We start from the raw sequence: 18,147 nt of genomic DNA, 5'->3' as shown, positions 1-18,147 counted from the left end.
AAATAATATATATTGATAAAAAACTTTTATCATATTGATAAATTATATTTTTAACAATATATTGTATTTCTAAAATTAATTATCTAATCTTAAAATTATCTAATCTTATTTTTGTATTCATAAATATCTACTTTAGTTTATCCTTATTATTTTAATAATTATATATATTGGGGGGATTTTTCATGGTTCTAAGAAAAAAACTAGCTTTATTATTCACTTTATCATCGGTAGGGGCTTTAGCTTTAACAGGTTGTTCTAGTACTGACTCATCTCAAGGTGGTTCTAGTTCTTCAAAATCTGTAGATCCTTATGCAGTTCTTGCCAATGAAAATGCAAGAAAAGCTATAGTTATGTCTATAGATACATCTCAAATTTCAAAGGTTATTTTAAACAACGGTTCTAAAGATGTTTCTTTTGTTACACCTGAGGAGTTAGCATTTACAAAAGATGGTAAAGATTACAGAGAAATAGTTGGGGATATGGGTTATAAATCAAATGATGATGAAGCTAAAAAAGCTTGGGAAAAAGCTAAAGAGGAATTAAATTTTGACAAGGTAACGCTTGAATTACTATCTTATGAAGGCGAAGCTGGAAGAAAAACAGCTGAGTTTATTCAATCTGAGCTTAATTCAAATCTTGAAGGTTTAAATTTAGAGATAAAACAACAACCTCTAAAACAAAAATTAGAACTTGCTTCACAAGGGGATTATCACATAGATTTAAATGGTTGGTCTGCTGATTATCCAGATCCATTAACATTCTTGGATATATTTACTACTCAAGGAATGTATGCTCAAAGATTAGCTTATTCAAATCCTGATTATGATAAGTTAATAGATGAAGCAAAAATTGCAGAAACTCCAGAGGAAAGTTTTAAAAAATTTGGGGAAGCTGAAAAACTATTTTTAGATGAAGCTCATGTTGCTCCACTTTACCAAGTTGGTAGCTCTTTCCTTCAAAAGAGTTATGTTAAAGATGTAGTTAGATATACTTATGGTTCTCCAGCTTCATATAAATGGACTGATGTAGATAAAGAATCTAAAAAATTAAACATAACTTTAGCTGGTGATATTCCTACACTTGATGTTAGTAAGGCTTCTGATATGGACTCTTTCTATATGTTAACAAATACTATGGAAGGTCTTACAAGAGTTGACGCTAATGGAGTAGCTACTCCTGCTATGGCTGAAAGCTGGGAACAATCTGAAGATGGTAAAACTTGGACTTTCAAAATAAGAAAAGATGCTAAGTGGTCTAATGGAGAACCTGTTACTGCAAAAGACTTTGAATATTCTTGGAAGAGAACTTTAAATCCTGAAACAGCTTCTCAATATGGATATGTTATGTATGATATAGAAGGTGCTAGCGACTATAATAATGCTAAAGTTGATAATGCTGATAATGTAGGTGTTAAAGCATTAGATGATAATACTTTAGAAGTTAAGTTAAATAGACGTGTTAACTACTTTGACCAACTTATGTCTTTCTGCGTATTCTTCCCTCAAAATCAAAAATTTGTAGAAGCTCAAGATGGTAAAAATGGTACTACAGCTGAAAATACTCTTTATAATGGACCATTTACAATGTCTACATGGAAAATGGATGACCTTTGTGTATTAAGTAAGAGTCCAAATTACTGGGATAAAGATGCTGTTAAATTAAATAAGGTTAATCTTAAAGTTGTTAAAGATGCTAATGCGGCTATAAACTTATATGAAACAGATCAAATAGATATAGTTGGTTTAACTTCTGAAAATGTTGATAAATATAAAGATTCTAAAGAATTTATGACTACTAAAAAAGCTGAAACTTACTTCTTGTTACTAAATAATAAAGGCTCTAAATAATATTTCCAACTTATTTAGAAAAAATTGTTTAGAAATCTAATTATAGTGTATATATATAAAGATAGCTTATTTAAAATAAATTTTATCTTGCCAATAAAAAAGCTGACAATTACTTGTCAGCTTTTTTGTTTCTTATATTAATCTAAATTTCTTAAATCATCCATTAATTTTGTTTTATCAGCAGTTTTTTCATCTTTCATTTTTATTACTTTAGCAGGAGAACCAGCTACTACTGCTCCAGCTGGAACATTTTCAGTAACTACAGAACCAGCAGCTACTACTGCTCCTTCTCCGATTCTAACTCCTTCAAGTATTACTGCATTAGCACCTATCATTGCATTATCTTCTACTATAACAGGATCTGCTGAAGGTGGCTCTAATACACCTGCAACTACTGCTCCAGCTCCAAGGTGAACATTTTTACCAAGTGTTCCTCTAGCACCAATTACCGCATTCATATCTACCATAGAACCTTCACCAACTACTGCTCCTATGTTTATAACTGCACCCATCATTACAACAGCATTTTTACCTATTGTAACCATATCTCTTATATAAGCACCTGGCTCTATTCTTGCATGTTCATGTAAGTAGTTATACATTGGTATTGCAGAGTTTCTTCTATCATATTCCATGTGTACATCAACTAAGTTGTCTTTTTCAGCTTCTAATACTGGTTTTATAGCTTCATAGTCTCCTATTATAGTATATGAACCATTATTTCCAAATACTTTATAACTTTCAGTTGATTTTGCTTTTAAATCTCCATTAACATAAACCTTTACTGGAGTCTTTTTCTCTACTGTTTTTATATATCTTGCTATTTCATATGCGTCGTTTAAGTTTATCATTTGTACCCTCCTAATTAGCTTAACATATCGTCCATATTATAGTATCCAGCTTCTTTATTTGCTAAATATTTAGCCGCTGTTATTGCTCCATTTGCAAATATATCTTTAGATTGAGCTCTATGACTTATCATAACTTCTTCATCTAAGCCTGCAAATATAGCTTCGTGTTCTCCAACTATAGTTCCACCTCTTATAGCATGAATGCCAATTTCATTTTCTATTCTCTTGGCATCTCTTCCATGTCTACCGTAATTGTAAGTAGATTCTGGTAAAACTTCTTTTATTGCATTGGCTACCATTATAGCTGTTCCACTTGGTGCATCTACTTTTTTATTATGATGCTTTTCTATTATTTCTATATCAAATTCCTTTAATGCTTTAGCAGCTTCCTTTACTAACTTAAGCATTACATTCACTCCTAAAGACATATTAGAAGAATGGAATATTGGTATTATTTTAGAAGCTTCTTTTATAGTTTCTAATTGTTCTTTTGTAAACCCTGTTGTAGCTAAAACTACAGGTGTTTTTGTTTTTAGCGCATATCCTAATACATCATCAAGTGCTGAGAAATGTGAAAAGTCGATTATTACATCAGCATTTTCTTCTATTTCACTCATTTTAGAATATAATTTGTAATCAGTTGTTTCTCCTGTTGGAATTGAACATCCACAAACTAATTCTAAATCTTTATCTTCATTAACGCATCTAGTAAGTACTTTTCCCATCTTACCAAGTGCTCCATTTACTATAACTTTTATCATGTGAGTCCTCCTATAACTTAAATCCATAATTTACAAGTTCATCTTTTAAAGCTTTTAAATTGATTTCTTCCATAGGAGCTAATGGAAGTCTTAAATCTCCTACTTCAAATCCTAAAATGTTCATAGCAGTTTTTACTGGTATAGGATTAACTTCTATAAATAATTTATCTATTAATGCTTTCATACCCAATTGTAACTTTCTTGAACCTTCAACATCACCATTTAAGAATTTTTCTACTATATCATGAGTTTCTTTTGGACATATATTTGCAACTACAGATATAACTCCAACACCTCCAAGAGATAAAAGTGGTAATATAGAATCGTCATTTCCTGAGTATATTGCAAAATCTTCTGGCACTAATCTAGCTATTTCAGCTACTTGCGCTATATCTCCACTAGCTTCTTTAACAGCTACTATATTTTCAATTTTTGCAAGTTCTGCAATTACACTAGGTTTTATGTTTACTCCCGTTCTTCCTGGAACATTATACATTATTATAGGTAACTCTGTGCTAGCTGCTATAGTCTCAAAGTGAAGCTTAAGCCCTCTTTGATTTGTTTTGTTGTAATAAGGAGTTATAACTAATAATCCATCTACACCCACTTTTTCAGCAGCTTTACTTAGCTCTACTGAGTGCATAGTATCATTAGACCCTGTTCCTGCTATAACCGGTATTCTTTTATTAACTTTTTTAACTGTAAAGTCTATAACAGAAAGTTGTTCTTCATCAGACATAGTTGTAGATTCTCCTGTAGTTCCACAAACTATTAATGCATCTGTATTGTTTTCTATATGATATTCTATTAATTCCCCAAGCTTTTCAAAATCCACACCATTTTCATTAAAAGGAGTAACTAAAGCAACTCCAGAACCTTTAAATAACATAATAGGTACCTCCCAATTTTATACTAAATCATATTTTAAAAGAAGTTCAGCAATTTGAACAGTATTAGTGGCAGCACCTTTTCTTATATTGTCAGCTACTACCCACATATTTATTCCATTATCTAAGCTAAAGTCTCTTCTTATTCTACCAACGAACACTTCATCTTTTCCACTAAATTCAAAAGCTGTTGGATATACATTGTTAGATGGATCATCTACTAATACAAGTCCTTGTGAGCTTTTTAATAATTCTTTTAATTCATCTATGTCAAAATCTTTTTCAAACTCTAAGTTAATAGACTCACTATGACCATTTACTACGGGTACTCTTACTGTAGTTGCTGTAATTTTTAAATTGTAATCATTTAATATCTTCATAGTTTCATCAATCATTTTCATTTCTTCTTTTGTATATCCATTTTCCATAAATACATCTATATGTGGTAAGCAGTTATATGCTATAGGATGTGGATAAAAGCTATTTTCTAATCCTTTTATACCATCTTCTAAGTCTTTAGTTCCTTTAACTCCAGAACCTGATACTGCTTGATATGTTGAATATACTATTCTTTTTATTTTATATTTATCATGAAGTGGTTTTAGTGGAACCATAGCTTGAATAGTAGAACAATTTGGATTTGCAATTATTCCTTTGTGTTCTTTAACAGCTTCTGGGTTAACCTCTGGTACTACTAGAGGAACATTTTTATCCATTCTCCATGCACTTGAATTATCTACGACTATTACACCCTTTGATGCTGCTATTGGCGCATATTTTTCACTTATACTTCCTCCTGCTGAGAAAAGTGCTATTTGTATATCTCTATCAAATGAATTTTCATCTAATTCTTCTACTGTATATTCTTTACCGTTAAAATTTACTTTAGATCCTGCCGATCTAGCTGAAGAAAATAGGTATAGATTATCTATTGGAAAGTTTCTTTCTTCTAATACCTTTAAAAAAGTTCTTCCAACCATACCAGTAGCTCCAACTATAGCAACGTTTACTTTTTTCATATCTATACTCCTCTTTCCACTTTAAATTTCACAATTCAATTAACATATACGTAATTTTATTATATATCATTTTAAATATCAATATATTATAGGCAAACATAGCATTAATCGCAATGATTTTTATAATTAAAGCATTAATGTCCATATTAATCTCCGTATACATTTATAATATGGTAAAATGTTGTATTTAGTGATTTAATTATAATTTGAAAACGCATTGCAATTAATTTTATTTTATGATATAATTCATGTAATTTGAATACATCACAAAATAAAAACCGATAGATGATTTTTAATATCTATCGGTTTTTATTTGTTTATAAACAACTATTTATGATTCCCTCCATTTAACATTAAGAAATATGTTATACAGTCCATTTCAACCCCAAATTCATCACTATCTTTGTATTTATCAACATTTTCAGAAGTTAAAGCAACTCTATCAATATTTCCTGTTTCATATAAGTTTAATAATGTATTATTATCTTTAACAATTTTTGTGTGAACTTTATCTAGTTTAACAACTTCCTTATCCCAGTAATTTTTATTTTTTTCCATACTATACTGATCTTCTAGTTTCCATGTTGATAATGTAAATGGACCATTAAATAAAGTATTTTCTATACTTGTTCCAAATTCACTACCTTTTTCTTCTACAAATTTTTGATTTTGAGGTGAGAATATAGGATGGCACATTAACTTATCAAAATAAATAACCGGTCTTATTAATTTTATTTCTAAAGTATTATCGTCTAAGGCTTTTACCCCAATACTATTTATATCATCATTTTTACCCATATTGTAATCCTCAGCTCCAACTATGTCATAAAAAACACTTGTATTTTCACATGCTGTTGATGGTGTTAAAGTTCTTTTAAATGAATATTCAAAATCATGTGCAGTTACTTTTTCTCCATTGTTCCAATAAGCATCATCTCTTAATTTAAACGTCCATGTTTTACCATCTTCTGATTTTTCCCATTCCTTAGCTACTCCTGGAACAACATTTAAATCTTTATCCATTCTAACTAAACCTTCCATAACATTTAAAGTTACTTCTCTAGACAAAGTGTCTCTTATTTTTGCAGCATCTAAACTTGTTATATCAGATGAGTTTACTATATTAAGAACTTTTTCATCTTTTTCTACATCTGCCCATTTATATGAATACTTAGGTCCAAAAGTAGCTACAGCTATATCTTTTACATAATCCTTTTGTAAATAAGATACCCCTCTTTGATACATTGGAGATACATAAGCATCATCTAGTAATAATTTTTCAGCTTTTGCAAATAGCTCCCACGCTTCTTTCGTAGTTGGTGAGTTCTTTGCTTTGTTTAATATATCATTATATTCTTTGCTTTCATATCCTGTTGCAACTCCATAAATTTGGCCTGTTGATAAAGTTCCTAAATAAGTAAGTGGGTCTGGGTAATCAGGTCCCCAACCATTAAAACTTACATCAAATTCTCCTTTTGCATGAGCCTCTGTAACTTGTTTATATGGCATTTGTTTTATCTCTACACTAAGTCCATCTAGTATAGATAATTCAGATTGAACATACTCTCCAAGCTTCCTATTACTTTCACTATCTGATAAAACCATTTCTAAAGTTACTTTGTCAAAACCTATTTCTTCTTTTGCTTTTTCCCACTCTTCTTTCGCTTTCTCGTCATCGTGAATATAAGCTACATCTCCAACATAATCTCTATAATCCTTTTGATTTTCATCAATAGCTAGTCTTTTAGGAACAAAGTAGTTGGCAGTTGTAGATCCGTTATTAAGTATTACATCTACAAAGTTATCTTTATCTACTGCCATTGCTATAGCTTTTCTAGCACTTAAATTAGCCATAACCTCATCTGAATTACCTTCTACATTTCCTTTTGAACTACCTGTACTTGTACATCCTACGTTAAATAAACAACCTACTACAAATACACTTACCAAAGCCGATGCTTTTCTTTTCAAATGCATAGGATCCCCCCTTAATTTTTTTATATTAATTTATAAACTAACTACATTCACTTACAAATCGTCTAAATATATTTAACATATGTTCACTGTGATCTACCATTAGTTCTGGATGCCACTGAACTCCTAATACAAACTTTTTATTTTCTTTTTGAACTGCTTCTATAACGCCATCATTTGAATAAGCTATTGATTTTAAATTATTTCCAAGAGTTTTAATACTTTGATGATGATAAGTATTTACTAATACTTTTTCTTTTATAATTTCTTTTAGTATAGAATTTTCTTTTATATCTATATAGTGAGTTCCAAGATACGGTTTAGTTTGTTGATTATGTTTGATATGACTTCCTTTTACATATTTTAAATCTTGATATAAGCTTCCTCCTAAAGCTACATTTATAACTTGTAACCCTCTACATATTCCAAGTATAGGTTTATCCAAATCCAAAGCTATATTTATGGCCGCTATATCAAATTCATCTATCGTTGGATAAATATACCCTAATTCCTTAACCGGCTCTTCTTTATAAAGAGTTGGGTTTACATCTTCACCTCCAGATATTATTATTCCGTTCATAGCTTCAACTTGAGCTTTTATATTTTCTATATTTGTATTCACTGGAATGACAACTGGAACGCCTCCTGCTTTTTCTACTGCATGAACATATGAATTAGGTAAATGAACTCTCTCTAATCCATTAAATGCACCAGAATCTATAGGTGCTAAATTTGCTAATATACCTATTAATGGCTTCATAGTTATCCCTCCACCTTAATTAAATTGTTTAATATAAAACTTGGTCTCATTTGACCGACTACATCTTTTCTAGCATTTAATAATTTAGGATTTGCAAAGTTTTCTAATTCTTGTAGTTCTTCTTTAGTTATTAAGTTTAATTGATTTAAAACTTCCATAGTAGCACAAGCAGTTGCTTGACCTGAACCATCTTCAACTTTTACAGCAATTCCTAGATTGTTGCTTTTATCGCCTACTAGATATACTCCCTGAGCTCCAGCTTTACCAAATATTCTGTCTCCGCAAACTCTCATAAGAGCTGTACAAAATCTATCTCTTCCTGCAACCATCTCTGGATATTTCATCATAGATGATGTTATTTTTTGTGCATAAACTCCTTTTTCCTCTAATTTTATTGGATCTGCTAATCTGGCAAATCCATAAGCAAATTTTTCAAGTGGCATAGCATGTACAGGAGCTCCACACCCATCAATGCCTATTAGTATTTTTTCCTTTTCATAGTCACATACATAAGATATATTCGTTAATATTCTTTGTTGCACTGGATGATTTATATCTAAATATGTATCTAAATCTTCATTTAAATTTTTAGCTGAAATTAGCATACCACTATGTTTTCCAGAACAATTATTATGTTCTTGCGTTAATGGTTCTTTACTTTCTATAAGCTCTTTGTATATCTGACTATTTCCTGGTACATGAGTTCCGCAGTTTAGTTTATCTAAACTTATATCTGCCTTTTTTAAAATTTTTCTAGTACACTCTACATGATAAGTTTCTCCAGAATGAGAAGAACACATAAAAGATATCTCTCTATCTGTTATATCATAGGCTTCATCCGCCTTAGTCTCTAAAACTTGTATAGCTTGTATAGGCTTTACAGACGATCTTGCATAAATTACCTTTTTTGGATCTCCGTAAGAATATATTAATTCCCCTTCAGAATTTACTACTGCGATATGCACATTGTGATTACATTCAACTAAATTCCCTCTAGTTACCTCTATTGCTTTGTTCAAATCTAATCCCCCCTAATTTTTTTCTTATCTATATATATTTATCTATTGTTTAATTAGTCCTTTTATTTTTAAATATGCTTCCACAGAAAAATAATAAAATATAAATAAAGGGTTTTTTATCTAAAAATCTAATTTATACATATTAATACTTTTTCGTAATTGTTATATTTCCAAACCGTATCTTAAAAGGAGGTTTCTTTATGCTTATCGGGATTATATGTTTAATTTTTTCAATTGCTTGTCTTATTTACTCATTATTTGCATTCCAACAAAAAGGCCCTTTATTATCAACTATGTATTTTATTTCAAATACCGAAGAACGATCTAGGATGAAAACTAAAAAAAAATACGAATTTATTGCTACAACATTTTTATTAATATCAATATTATTAGGACTTATGTCAATTGGAGCTATGTTTGCAATTACATGGGTATCCATTCTTACAATAGCTATTGGAATTTTAACTGTTGTATATGCATTCGTTGTTTCCATAAAATATTCATTACAAAAATAAAAAAGGAATGTTTTTAAACATTCCTTTTTTGTTTACATCAGCTTCGGATTAACATCATTTTTTTCTTCATCATATCTGTTAAGATTCTTTAAAGCAGGTCCTTCTATAACATGTCCTTTATAATTAAATCTAGAAGCATGACATGGACAATCCCAAGTTTTTTCAGCAGAGTTAAAAGTAAGTTCACAACCCAAATGTGTACATGTGATATCTACTATATATAATTTTCCATCTAAATCTCTATATGCTCCACATCGTCTGCCTTCTACATTAACAATTTTTCCTTCACCTTCTTCTATATTTAAATCATCATCGCCTATTTTTAATTTACCTCCTATATATTTTAAAGCTACATTCACATTTTCGGTTATAAATTTTGTAGTTAATAAATTTCTTTTTCTTGAAGTGTTAAATATATCTTCATACTTAGATTCTCTATAACATATCAAATCTCTTATTATAATAGAAGCTAACGTTCCATTTGTCATTCCCCATTTACAAAATCCTGTGGCAACATATACATTATCTTCTTTTTTATTTACATAGCCTATATACGGAATATTGTCCAAAGTTATATAATCTTGTGCTGACCATTTATATTCAAAATCATTTACTTTAAACTTAGATCCTAATTTAGTTTTTAGCTTTTCATAAACTTCTTCTTCATTTTCACATTGCCCAACCTTATGGTCTCCGCCACCTGCTATGATTAGCCTTTTACCTTCACCTTCGTAAGTTTTGAAAGTAATTCCAGACTCTTCAACACTTAAATACATTCCCTTTGGAATATTATTTTCATATTCTCCTGCCAATAAATAAGATCTATCTGCTTTTTCTTTTGCAAAGTATAAATTTAATCCATCATACCAAGGAAAATGAGAAGATAGTATAACATTTAATGCGTTTATAGTTTTATTGTCTCTCGTTTTCAACTCGTATATATTATGTTTTTCATAATCTGTTATAGGCGTATATTCATAAATTTTAACACCTAGCTCTAAACATTTTTTAGTTAATGCATCTAAATATTTTTTAGGATTAAACTGTGCTTGATTTTTAAATTCAATTGCTCCTTTTACCTCAAAAGGTATATCTAAACTTTCATGATATTTACAATCAATTCCTAAGTTTTTACAAGTATTATATTCTTCTTTAAGTTCTTCTAAATAGTTTTCATTTTCTGAGAATATAAAAGAAGATAATCTTTCAAAATTACAATCAATATTATTTTCCTTGATTATCTCTTCTATTAAATTTATAGCTTGTTCATTTCCTTCATAATATAGCTTTGCACTATCTATATCATATTTTTCTCTTATTTTTGAATATATTATCCCATGCTGTGAAGTCACTTTACCTGTATTTCTACCAGAACTTCCATAACCGATTTTATTTGCTTCAACAATAGCTGTTTCTATACCCTTTTTAGATAATAAGTAAGCTGTAGTTAAGCCAACTATACCACCCCCTACAATAAGAGTATCTACTTCTAAATTTTCTTTTAATTTTTCAAATTCACATCCTCTAGAACTTAAAATCCAATATGATTCATTCATTATATATTTCCTTTCTTTATTGAATTTTCTTATAATGGTATATTTCCCCTTAAAGTAACTAATTATCACTTTATTTTTTAGCTATATCAGTTTAAAGTATTAATATATTCTTGCGATATAAATCAACCAAATATAGTAAAAGATCTAATCGAATATATTAACCTTTCAAATTTTTTCAAAAAACAAAATAATAGGGTATCGTGAAACACGATACCCTATTATTTCTATCATATATTTAGCGAAAAGATTGTATATACAATCCCGAGCTCCCTAATTAATACTGATTTATAAAGAAGAATTCATTTGGCCCTATAGGGAATCCTACAAGTGCCCAAGCAACTGCAAATACAGTCCAAGCAATCAAGAACCCTATAGAAATTGGTAACATCATTCCCATTAAGTTTCCTATACCAAAGTTTTTCTTATATTTTTGACCAAATATTACTATAACTCCCATATAACTCATAAGTGGCGAAATTATATTAGTAGATGAATCCCCTATTCTATACATTAACTGTACACCAGCAGGTGAGAACCCAGCACTCATAAGTATTGGTATAAATATTGGAGCAAGTAAACCGTACTTAGATGTACCTCCTGCTATAAACAAGTTAACTATTGCTGTAAACCATATGAATGCAATCATTAATATCATAGCCATGAAAGTATTATCTGTTGGTATCTTAGATACTAACGCTGCCCCTAAATCTGCTATCCATATACCTAAGTGTGAATCATTAAAGAAATTTAAGAACTGTGCAACAAAGAATAATATAACTATTATAGAAGCCATACTCTTCATAGATGTAACCATTGCACCTATAACATCATCTTTAGTCTTAAATGTTCCTGACTTAAATCCGTAAACCATACCTGGTATTAAAAATACCACGAACATTAACATCATTATCATATCGCCACTAAAGAATATAGAATCTAAGAAATTATTAACTCCTGCTACTGCCATAGTTCCTTCAGGACTTATACTAGTCATTGGAACTGAAGTAGATAAATCACCAACTATAGGTATTATATTATTTTTATCTATTGGTAAAACTGTTAATAATATAAATCCTACTACTCCTAGTAAACTCATATTAGCAGCTTTAAAAGCTTTTTTTTCTTTAGGAGTTAAATCTCCTGTTTTTTCAATAACATCAGCTTCACTCTTATCATATTTTTCCATGCCTGGTTCAACTATTTTATCTATTATTAAAGTTCCAACTATAACAATAACAAATGTTGATGCCATTAAGAAGAACATATTCGCAGTAGACTTTAACATAGGAGCAAAGTTTGATCCAACTAAAGCATCTCCTGTTTCTGCTGCTGCTTGAGTAAATGGTATTAATAATGCATCAAATGAACCTATAAGTAAATTCGCACTAAATCCACCTGAAACCCCTGCAAATCCTGCTGCTAGACCTACCATAGGGTTTCTTCCTATTGTATAATACACAAGTGCTGCAAGTGGTACTAATACAACATATCCTGCATCAGATGCAACATTTGACATTACCCCTAAAAATATTACAACTGGTGTTACAAGTTTAGCTGGTGTAGCTTTAACTATACTTTGGATTCCTATTGATAAGTACCCACTTTGTTCCATTACACCTATTGCTAGCATTATTATAAGTATTGCACCTAAAGCACTCATTCCCATAAAGTTTTTAATAACAGACCCTATTATGTATGATAATCCATTAGAATACGTTTCAGCAACCGCAGTACCTGCTGCTGTAACTTTTAAAACTTCTATTGGCTTTTGCCCTAGTAAGTTATTTATTGGGAAACTTCCAAGCTCTGTTTCAGCTACTATCCCAATAGTCCCAAGAACTGCTGAAAGTAAAAGTACAAATATTGATATGTACACAAACAGCAATGCTGGGCTTGGCAATTTATTTCCTACTTTTTCAATAACCGCCATACACGATTGAAGTTTCGATTTTTTCCCCTCTTGACTCGATACATTCAGTTCCATAATGATTCCCCCTAAAAAAAATTTAATATGTATGAATTCCTTTTCCCGAATTTATTATACTATACATATTAAATTTTTTCCATAATTTAGAATATTTTCATTTTTAAAACTTTTCCCTAAATTTCGAGTTTTCTTGTCGATAACCAATTTATTTTTACAAAAATAAAACAAGATCGATGTATATACATCGATCTTGTTTTATAAGCTTGAAAAATAGCTTTTATACTAAATTCTATGGCAGAAAATCTTATGATATTATATATATAACCACCTTAGTTTATTTTAAACATTTTATTTTAAATAGTCTAACAAACTATTTCTAGTGTTATTGTCTCTACCTATAACTTTTTTAGAATTTACCATTGAACTAATTATAGATTCCTCAATAGTTTCTATAGTTGATCTAAATACCAAATCAATTTTATTTTCATTTATTATCTTTGTATTTACTATGTCTTTTTCTTCATAATGATTTATTTTATTTGCTGTAGTAAACGCAACCACTATATCTCCACTTCCATTTCCCAAATGAGAACCAGTTCTTCCAAGTGATATACTAGCTCTTTTTGCTAATCTTTTTAATTGTCTTTCACTTAATGGAATATCTGTTGCTATTAACATTATTATAGAACCTTTTTCTAGTTCTATATTTTTATTATCATATATTTCTTTTCCAATTTTTCTTCCATCTATTATTAAATCTTTTTCTAGTCCAAAATTTGATAATACCAAACTGCCTACTATATACTCTTTTCCATCTAGATCTATAGCTCTTGAAGAAGAACCGATTCCCCCTTTAAGTTGACAACAGCTCATACCAGTTCCTGCTCCAACTGAACCTTCTTTAAATAATTTTTTTGCATCTTTTATTGCTTCTAATACATGTTCTTCTGATACATGAAGTCCTCTTATATCATTTAAAAATCCATCATTACATTCTAATATTATAGGGTTTACAGTTCCTGTAGTATTTCCTATATCTTCATTTTCACTTAGCATATACTTAATCAATCCATTGCAAGCAGTTCCTATACTTAGTGTATTTGTTAATATTATAGGAGTTTCTATAGTTCCTAGTTCTTCTATTTGTATAATCCCCATACTTTTTCCAAATCCATTTAAAATACAAGATGATGCTATTACTTTTTCCTTAAATATATTTCCTTCATGGGCAAGTATTGCAGTTACTCCGGTTTTTATACCACCTTTATCTAATGTTACATGTCCTACTTTAACTCCATCTACATCGGTTATTAAGTTATTTTTTCCTTTTTTAAACTCACCTATATTTATACCATATTGATTATTAATCCCCATATACTCTACCCCTTTTAATCCTTTTATTTACAATATAAATATAAATTTCAAAAAACACAAACGTATTAACGTTTATTTATATATAAGTTTTTCTTAATGACTTTTTATTCCTTTTTTTGACATAATTCTTTTTTTAATTTAAAATTAAATTAATAAGTTTGATTTTAAAAATATTAAGAATGGAGATATATATTTTGGTAGTTATTACAAGAAGAAAACGTATTGCTTATAACTTAACTATGGCGTTTCTTTCCTTAGCAATCGCTGCTATTTTAATTATACAGTTAACATTAAATTTAAGTTATAACATAGAGATAATCTTAACAAATACAGCTTATATAATATGGATAATCTTTGTTGTAGACTATGTAACTCGCTTTATTTTAAGCAGTGATAAAAAGCTATTTATAAAAAGTAATGTAATCGATTTAATATCAATAATTCCTTTTCACACGATTTTTATATTATTAGCTAACTTGGGAATTTTTAATATAGGTAAGTACATAGTATTTTTAAAGTTAGTTATGGTTTTAAGAATCTTTGCTATCGTAAAAAGAAGTAATAGTAATTTTTATAGATTCCTTAGAACTAATAACTTTAGCTATACTTTATTCATAGCTATAATCATAATATTTTTAAGTTCTGTGACTATGAGTTATTTTGAAAATTGGAATATAGGGGATTCGCTTTGGTGGAGTATTGTTACAGTTACAACTGTTGGTTATGGAAATATTTGTCCTAAAACTTTTTCAGGAAGATTTATTGCATCTATTCTAATGATTTTTGGTATAGGATTTATAGGTTCTTTGACTTCTACTTTGTCTACTTATTTTATAAAAAAAGAAAATATAAGACATCATAATCATAAAAATAGTTATACTATGTTAGAAGAGAGTTTAAAAGATGTGATTGTAGGTGCTAGGTTTAGTACAAATGAATATAAAGATATGGTTATACTTGACATTGTAAATAGATTAGAAAATTTCGATAACTTAAGTAAAGAAGAAATAAAAACAATGTGTAGTGTGTTATCATCATTAAAAGATGAACAATAAAATAAAAAAATATAATTATTATATTTATATATAAATTTTTTGTATATTTTGTATATAAATTTAATAATTGTTTATAATGTTAATATAATTTAAATATAATTTTTAATTATATCACTAAAAATATACTATACTTATTTCTCCTTTAAAAAAGACGAGTGCCCCACTGACACTCGTCTTTTTTTATTTTAAATATTTATGTAGTTCTTTAATATTTTCTTGCATATTTGCATCTATAACCCACATATTGTCTACTGTTTTCGTTTCAAAACTGCCTTCAACTGGCACCATATGCTGATTTATAGTAAAATCTCTATCATTTAAAATTTTATTTTGTAATTCCTTTATATCATTTATCGGTATGTTTGTGCTAACTTGTGCCATTATTTCCATATTAGCTTCAAACTTCTTACTTGAATCTAGTTTTTCATATTTAATAATTAAACCTTCTAACACATTTCTTTGTCTTTGAGTTCTCTCATAATCTCCATTGCCTTCTTTTCTTATTCTACAATAAGCTACTGCTTGTCTTCCATTCAATTTTTTCATTCCACTACCTTCTATATAATCAGTTCCTTCAGGTAATTTTTCTATGTTGTTTATTTCAACTAAGTTATTATTTATTTGCTCTGCTTCATAATCTTTTAAATCTATATCTACACCACCTACTATATCAATTACTTTTGCTAAACTGTAGAAATCTACACTTACATATTTATCTACATCTAAATCAAAGTTTGAATTTATAGTATCAAGTGCTAGTTTTGAACCTCCATATGCATACGAATGATTTAATTTGTCCTTTCCATGACCTTCTATATTTACTAATGTATCTCTAAGTATAGAAACTAAATTTATAGTTTTATTTTCAAAATTTATATTTGCAATCATTATAGAATCAGCTCTAGATTTTTCTTCTTTCGTTCTTCTATCTAATCCAAATAAAGCTATATTTACAGATTTTTCATCACTTATAGATGTTTTTTCATTTTTTACTTTTTCTTCTGATTGATTGTTATTATTTTTTATTAAAAAAGTTAATATCCCTATAGGTATCAATATAACTAATAATAAAACAACTATAATTTTTTTACTTAATTTCATAAATTCACATCCTTATCTACTTAAAAATACCCTAGGCATTATTTCCTAAGGGTATTTATTGAATCGACTCATTAAAATCTTTTAATGTTTTTATTTCTTCTATAATTTTACTTAAATGATAATTAAATACAGGGCTCTTATTGTCTTCCACATCAAAACTTATTTCTTCTGTGTTGTATAATGCTTTTATTGCATCATAATTCTTTTTATTTAGATATAGCTTATTTTCTAGAAGTTCTATAGATTGCATGTGAAAATATATTTCTCTACAGATACTTATTGATTTTTCTAAGTTATCTAAGTCTGTATCATTTTTGCCTCCATAACTTATTTCATCTGTTAATTTTGAATATATTTTTTCTAGTTGTTGTATATCTTTTTTAAATAAATTTATATCTAGCTCTTCTGCATTTAAAATTTTCGTTTCTATAAGTTGTATAGATGATTTTTCTATATTTTTAAATTCATGTATAGTCTTATCTAAATAATTCGGTCTTGCTATTAGATAGTTTATTACAACCCCTATAACAACACCTACTGAGGTATCTATAACTCTATGGAAAGAATAGTATGCAGGATTGTAAGTTCCAACGCCTAAATGTATAGCTAAAAAAGTTACACATGCTACTACTACTGAGTTTATTTTCAGTACGTTACATGTATAAATTGTCAGCATTACCCCTAATCCACATAATATTGGTTCTCCTGGTTGTATAAGTGCAAATAAGAAACCTATAATACCTCCTATTATTGTCCCTTTTACTCTATTTAGTCCAACTTTCATAGATCCTTTTACTGTATCTTGGACAGATATTACACATGCTATTGCGCAGTAAAATAGTTTTTGGACAAGGAATTGCCCCAGTAAAATACACATCATTACAGCTATACCTGTTTTTACGGTTCTCATCCCCATTTTTGGTAACTTCAAGTTTATCGCCTCCTAGTGTGCTAAGATTAATCATGTTTATTTATATTGTCATTACACACTAATATAGTATAAATTATTTTCAGAAATTTTGGTATACTTTAAAATTTCATTTTGCTATTTATTTTTACCCTGTATTTTTATTTTATAATCAAATTTTAATATGTTGTTTTTGCTTTAATTTTAGAATTGATTAATAAAACAGTTCGTAAATATCTGCGTCTTCATTTTACATAAAGCTTAAAAATATTTTTGATATCATATATTTTTTTATTTTTTTAAATTTTTAATTAAATTTTGTATATTATATTTAAAAAGTGGTAATAATTTAAATATGATCGGAAATAAAAAAATTCCATACTATCTTCCCCTAAGATAGAAAAAAACTACAGTTGCTCCCCCATCTGTAGTTTTTTTTATCTTTTTTATTGTTTTTGCATCATAATTATTTAGTATAATTACAAGATTTAATTTTTTTCTCAAAATCTTTTAAATCTAAATTTTAAAATTAAATAATTAAATTTTAATAAAAATTTATTGTAAAACAATAACAATTGACTTATAATAAAAATA

The 18,147-nt window shown here is 28.6% G+C and carries 15 protein-coding genes; 3 read left to right on the top strand and 12 right to left on the bottom strand.

Going from position 1 to position 18,147, the window contains the following annotated elements; genetic code table 11:
• The first annotated feature begins 182 nt into the window (after positions 1-182).
• Positions 183-1,847, top strand: a complete 1,665-nt coding sequence (locus tag ACRCYC_RS14235; protein WP_438619801.1) for an ABC transporter substrate-binding protein — start codon at positions 183-185, stop codon at positions 1,845-1,847.
• Positions 1,848-1,984: 137 nt separating this feature from the next.
• On the opposite strand, the gene dapD is transcribed toward ACRCYC_RS14235, so the two are convergent.
• The 7 genes from dapD to ACRCYC_RS14200 form a co-directional block, all read right to left on the bottom strand.
• Positions 1,985-2,698 carry a 2,3,4,5-tetrahydropyridine-2,6-dicarboxylate N-acetyltransferase gene (dapD, locus tag ACRCYC_RS14230; RefSeq protein WP_438619800.1) on the bottom strand — a complete coding sequence of 238 codons (714 nt, stop codon included), beginning with the start codon at positions 2,696-2,698 and terminating at the stop codon, positions 1,985-1,987.
• Positions 2,699-2,712: 14 nt separating this feature from the next.
• On the bottom strand, positions 2,713-3,459 hold the full coding sequence (dapB, locus tag ACRCYC_RS14225; RefSeq protein ID WP_438619799.1) for a 4-hydroxy-tetrahydrodipicolinate reductase: 747 nt from the start codon (positions 3,457-3,459) through the stop codon (positions 2,713-2,715).
• Between the two features lie 10 nt (positions 3,460-3,469).
• Entirely contained in the window at positions 3,470-4,348 is an 879-nt protein-coding gene (gene dapA, locus ACRCYC_RS14220; protein WP_438619798.1) for a 4-hydroxy-tetrahydrodipicolinate synthase, read from the bottom strand.
• 18 nt (positions 4,349-4,366) lie between these two features.
• Positions 4,367-5,365: an aspartate-semialdehyde dehydrogenase gene (locus tag ACRCYC_RS14215; protein ID WP_438619797.1), complete on the bottom strand. Its 999-nt coding sequence runs from the start codon at positions 5,363-5,365 to the stop codon at positions 4,367-4,369.
• Between the two features lie 327 nt (positions 5,366-5,692).
• Entirely contained in the window at positions 5,693-7,342 is a 1,650-nt protein-coding gene (locus ACRCYC_RS14210) for an ABC transporter substrate-binding protein (RefSeq protein WP_438619796.1), read from the bottom strand.
• A gap of 37 nt (positions 7,343-7,379) precedes the next feature.
• The gene (locus tag ACRCYC_RS14205; RefSeq protein ID WP_438619795.1) at positions 7,380-8,099 is read right to left on the bottom strand and encodes a gamma-glutamyl-gamma-aminobutyrate hydrolase family protein; all 720 of its coding nucleotides are present in this window, start codon (positions 8,097-8,099) and stop codon (positions 7,380-7,382) included.
• Positions 8,100-8,101: 2 nt separating this feature from the next.
• Complete coding sequence (locus ACRCYC_RS14200; RefSeq protein WP_438619794.1) at positions 8,102-9,118, bottom strand: asparaginase; 1,017 nt, start codon at positions 9,116-9,118, stop codon at positions 8,102-8,104.
• A gap of 200 nt (positions 9,119-9,318) precedes the next feature.
• Here ACRCYC_RS14200 and ACRCYC_RS14195 point away from each other — a divergent pair, with 200 nt between their 5' ends.
• A complete protein-coding gene (locus tag ACRCYC_RS14195) occupies positions 9,319-9,633 on the top strand; it encodes a hypothetical protein (protein ID WP_438619793.1) in 315 nt (104 codons plus the stop codon).
• A gap of 32 nt (positions 9,634-9,665) precedes the next feature.
• Here ACRCYC_RS14195 and ACRCYC_RS14190 read toward each other — a convergent pair whose 3' ends face one another.
• The 3 genes from ACRCYC_RS14190 to ACRCYC_RS14180 form a co-directional block, all read right to left on the bottom strand.
• Complete coding sequence (locus ACRCYC_RS14190) at positions 9,666-11,189, bottom strand: FAD-dependent oxidoreductase (protein ID WP_438619792.1); 1,524 nt, start codon at positions 11,187-11,189, stop codon at positions 9,666-9,668.
• Between the two features lie 274 nt (positions 11,190-11,463).
• The gene (locus tag ACRCYC_RS14185; protein ID WP_438619791.1) at positions 11,464-13,173 is read right to left on the bottom strand and encodes an AbgT family transporter; all 1,710 of its coding nucleotides are present in this window, start codon (positions 13,171-13,173) and stop codon (positions 11,464-11,466) included.
• Between the two features lie 291 nt (positions 13,174-13,464).
• Positions 13,465-14,490 (bottom strand): DmpA family aminopeptidase, encoded by a 1,026-nt coding sequence (locus ACRCYC_RS14180; RefSeq protein WP_438619790.1) that lies wholly within the window; start codon positions 14,488-14,490, stop codon positions 13,465-13,467.
• Between the two features lie 194 nt (positions 14,491-14,684).
• Between ACRCYC_RS14180 and ACRCYC_RS14175 the strand changes: the two genes are divergently transcribed.
• Positions 14,685-15,545, top strand: coding sequence for a potassium channel family protein (locus ACRCYC_RS14175; protein ID WP_438619789.1), 861 nt, complete (start codon positions 14,685-14,687; stop codon positions 15,543-15,545).
• A gap of 180 nt (positions 15,546-15,725) precedes the next feature.
• Here the strand turns inward: ACRCYC_RS14175 and ACRCYC_RS14170 are convergent, their stop codons facing one another.
• Positions 15,726-16,646 (bottom strand): LCP family protein, encoded by a 921-nt coding sequence (locus tag ACRCYC_RS14170; protein WP_438619788.1) that lies wholly within the window; start codon positions 16,644-16,646, stop codon positions 15,726-15,728.
• 55 nt (positions 16,647-16,701) lie between these two features.
• Positions 16,702-17,577, bottom strand: coding sequence for an FUSC family protein (locus ACRCYC_RS14165; RefSeq protein WP_438619787.1), 876 nt, complete (start codon positions 17,575-17,577; stop codon positions 16,702-16,704).
• Positions 17,578-18,147 lie beyond the last annotated feature (570 nt).

The sequence above is a fragment of the Paraclostridium sp. genome (assembly GCF_051657365.1).
Lineage (GTDB): Bacteria > Bacillota > Clostridia > Peptostreptococcales > Peptostreptococcaceae > Paraclostridium.
This window is presented reverse-complemented; position numbering and strand designations above follow the sequence as displayed.

Bases quoted from the DNA above. Each gene is read 5' to 3' on its own strand.
- ACRCYC_RS14235 (WP_438619801.1), top strand. From the start codon at position 183: ATGGTTCTAAGAAAAAAACTAGCTTTATTATTCACTTTATCATCGGTA.
- dapD (WP_438619800.1), bottom strand. From the start codon at position 2,698: ATGATAAACTTAAACGACGCATATGAAATAGCAAGATATATAAAAACA.
- dapB (WP_438619799.1), bottom strand. From the start codon at position 3,459: ATGATAAAAGTTATAGTAAATGGAGCACTTGGTAAGATGGGAAAAGTA.
- dapA (WP_438619798.1), bottom strand. From the start codon at position 4,348: ATGTTATTTAAAGGTTCTGGAGTTGCTTTAGTTACTCCTTTTAATGAA.
- ACRCYC_RS14215 (WP_438619797.1), bottom strand. From the start codon at position 5,365: ATGAAAAAAGTAAACGTTGCTATAGTTGGAGCTACTGGTATGGTTGGA.
- ACRCYC_RS14210 (WP_438619796.1), bottom strand. From the start codon at position 7,342: ATGCATTTGAAAAGAAAAGCATCGGCTTTGGTAAGTGTATTTGTAGTA.
- ACRCYC_RS14205 (WP_438619795.1), bottom strand. From the start codon at position 8,099: ATGAAGCCATTAATAGGTATATTAGCAAATTTAGCACCTATAGATTCT.
- ACRCYC_RS14195 (WP_438619793.1), top strand. From the start codon at position 9,319: ATGCTTATCGGGATTATATGTTTAATTTTTTCAATTGCTTGTCTTATT.
- ACRCYC_RS14190 (WP_438619792.1), bottom strand. From the start codon at position 11,189: ATGAATGAATCATATTGGATTTTAAGTTCTAGAGGATGTGAATTTGAA.
- ACRCYC_RS14185 (WP_438619791.1), bottom strand. From the start codon at position 13,173: ATGGAACTGAATGTATCGAGTCAAGAGGGGAAAAAATCGAAACTTCAA.
- ACRCYC_RS14180 (WP_438619790.1), bottom strand. From the start codon at position 14,490: ATGGGGATTAATAATCAATATGGTATAAATATAGGTGAGTTTAAAAAA.
- ACRCYC_RS14170 (WP_438619788.1), bottom strand. From the start codon at position 16,646: ATGAAATTAAGTAAAAAAATTATAGTTGTTTTATTATTAGTTATATTG.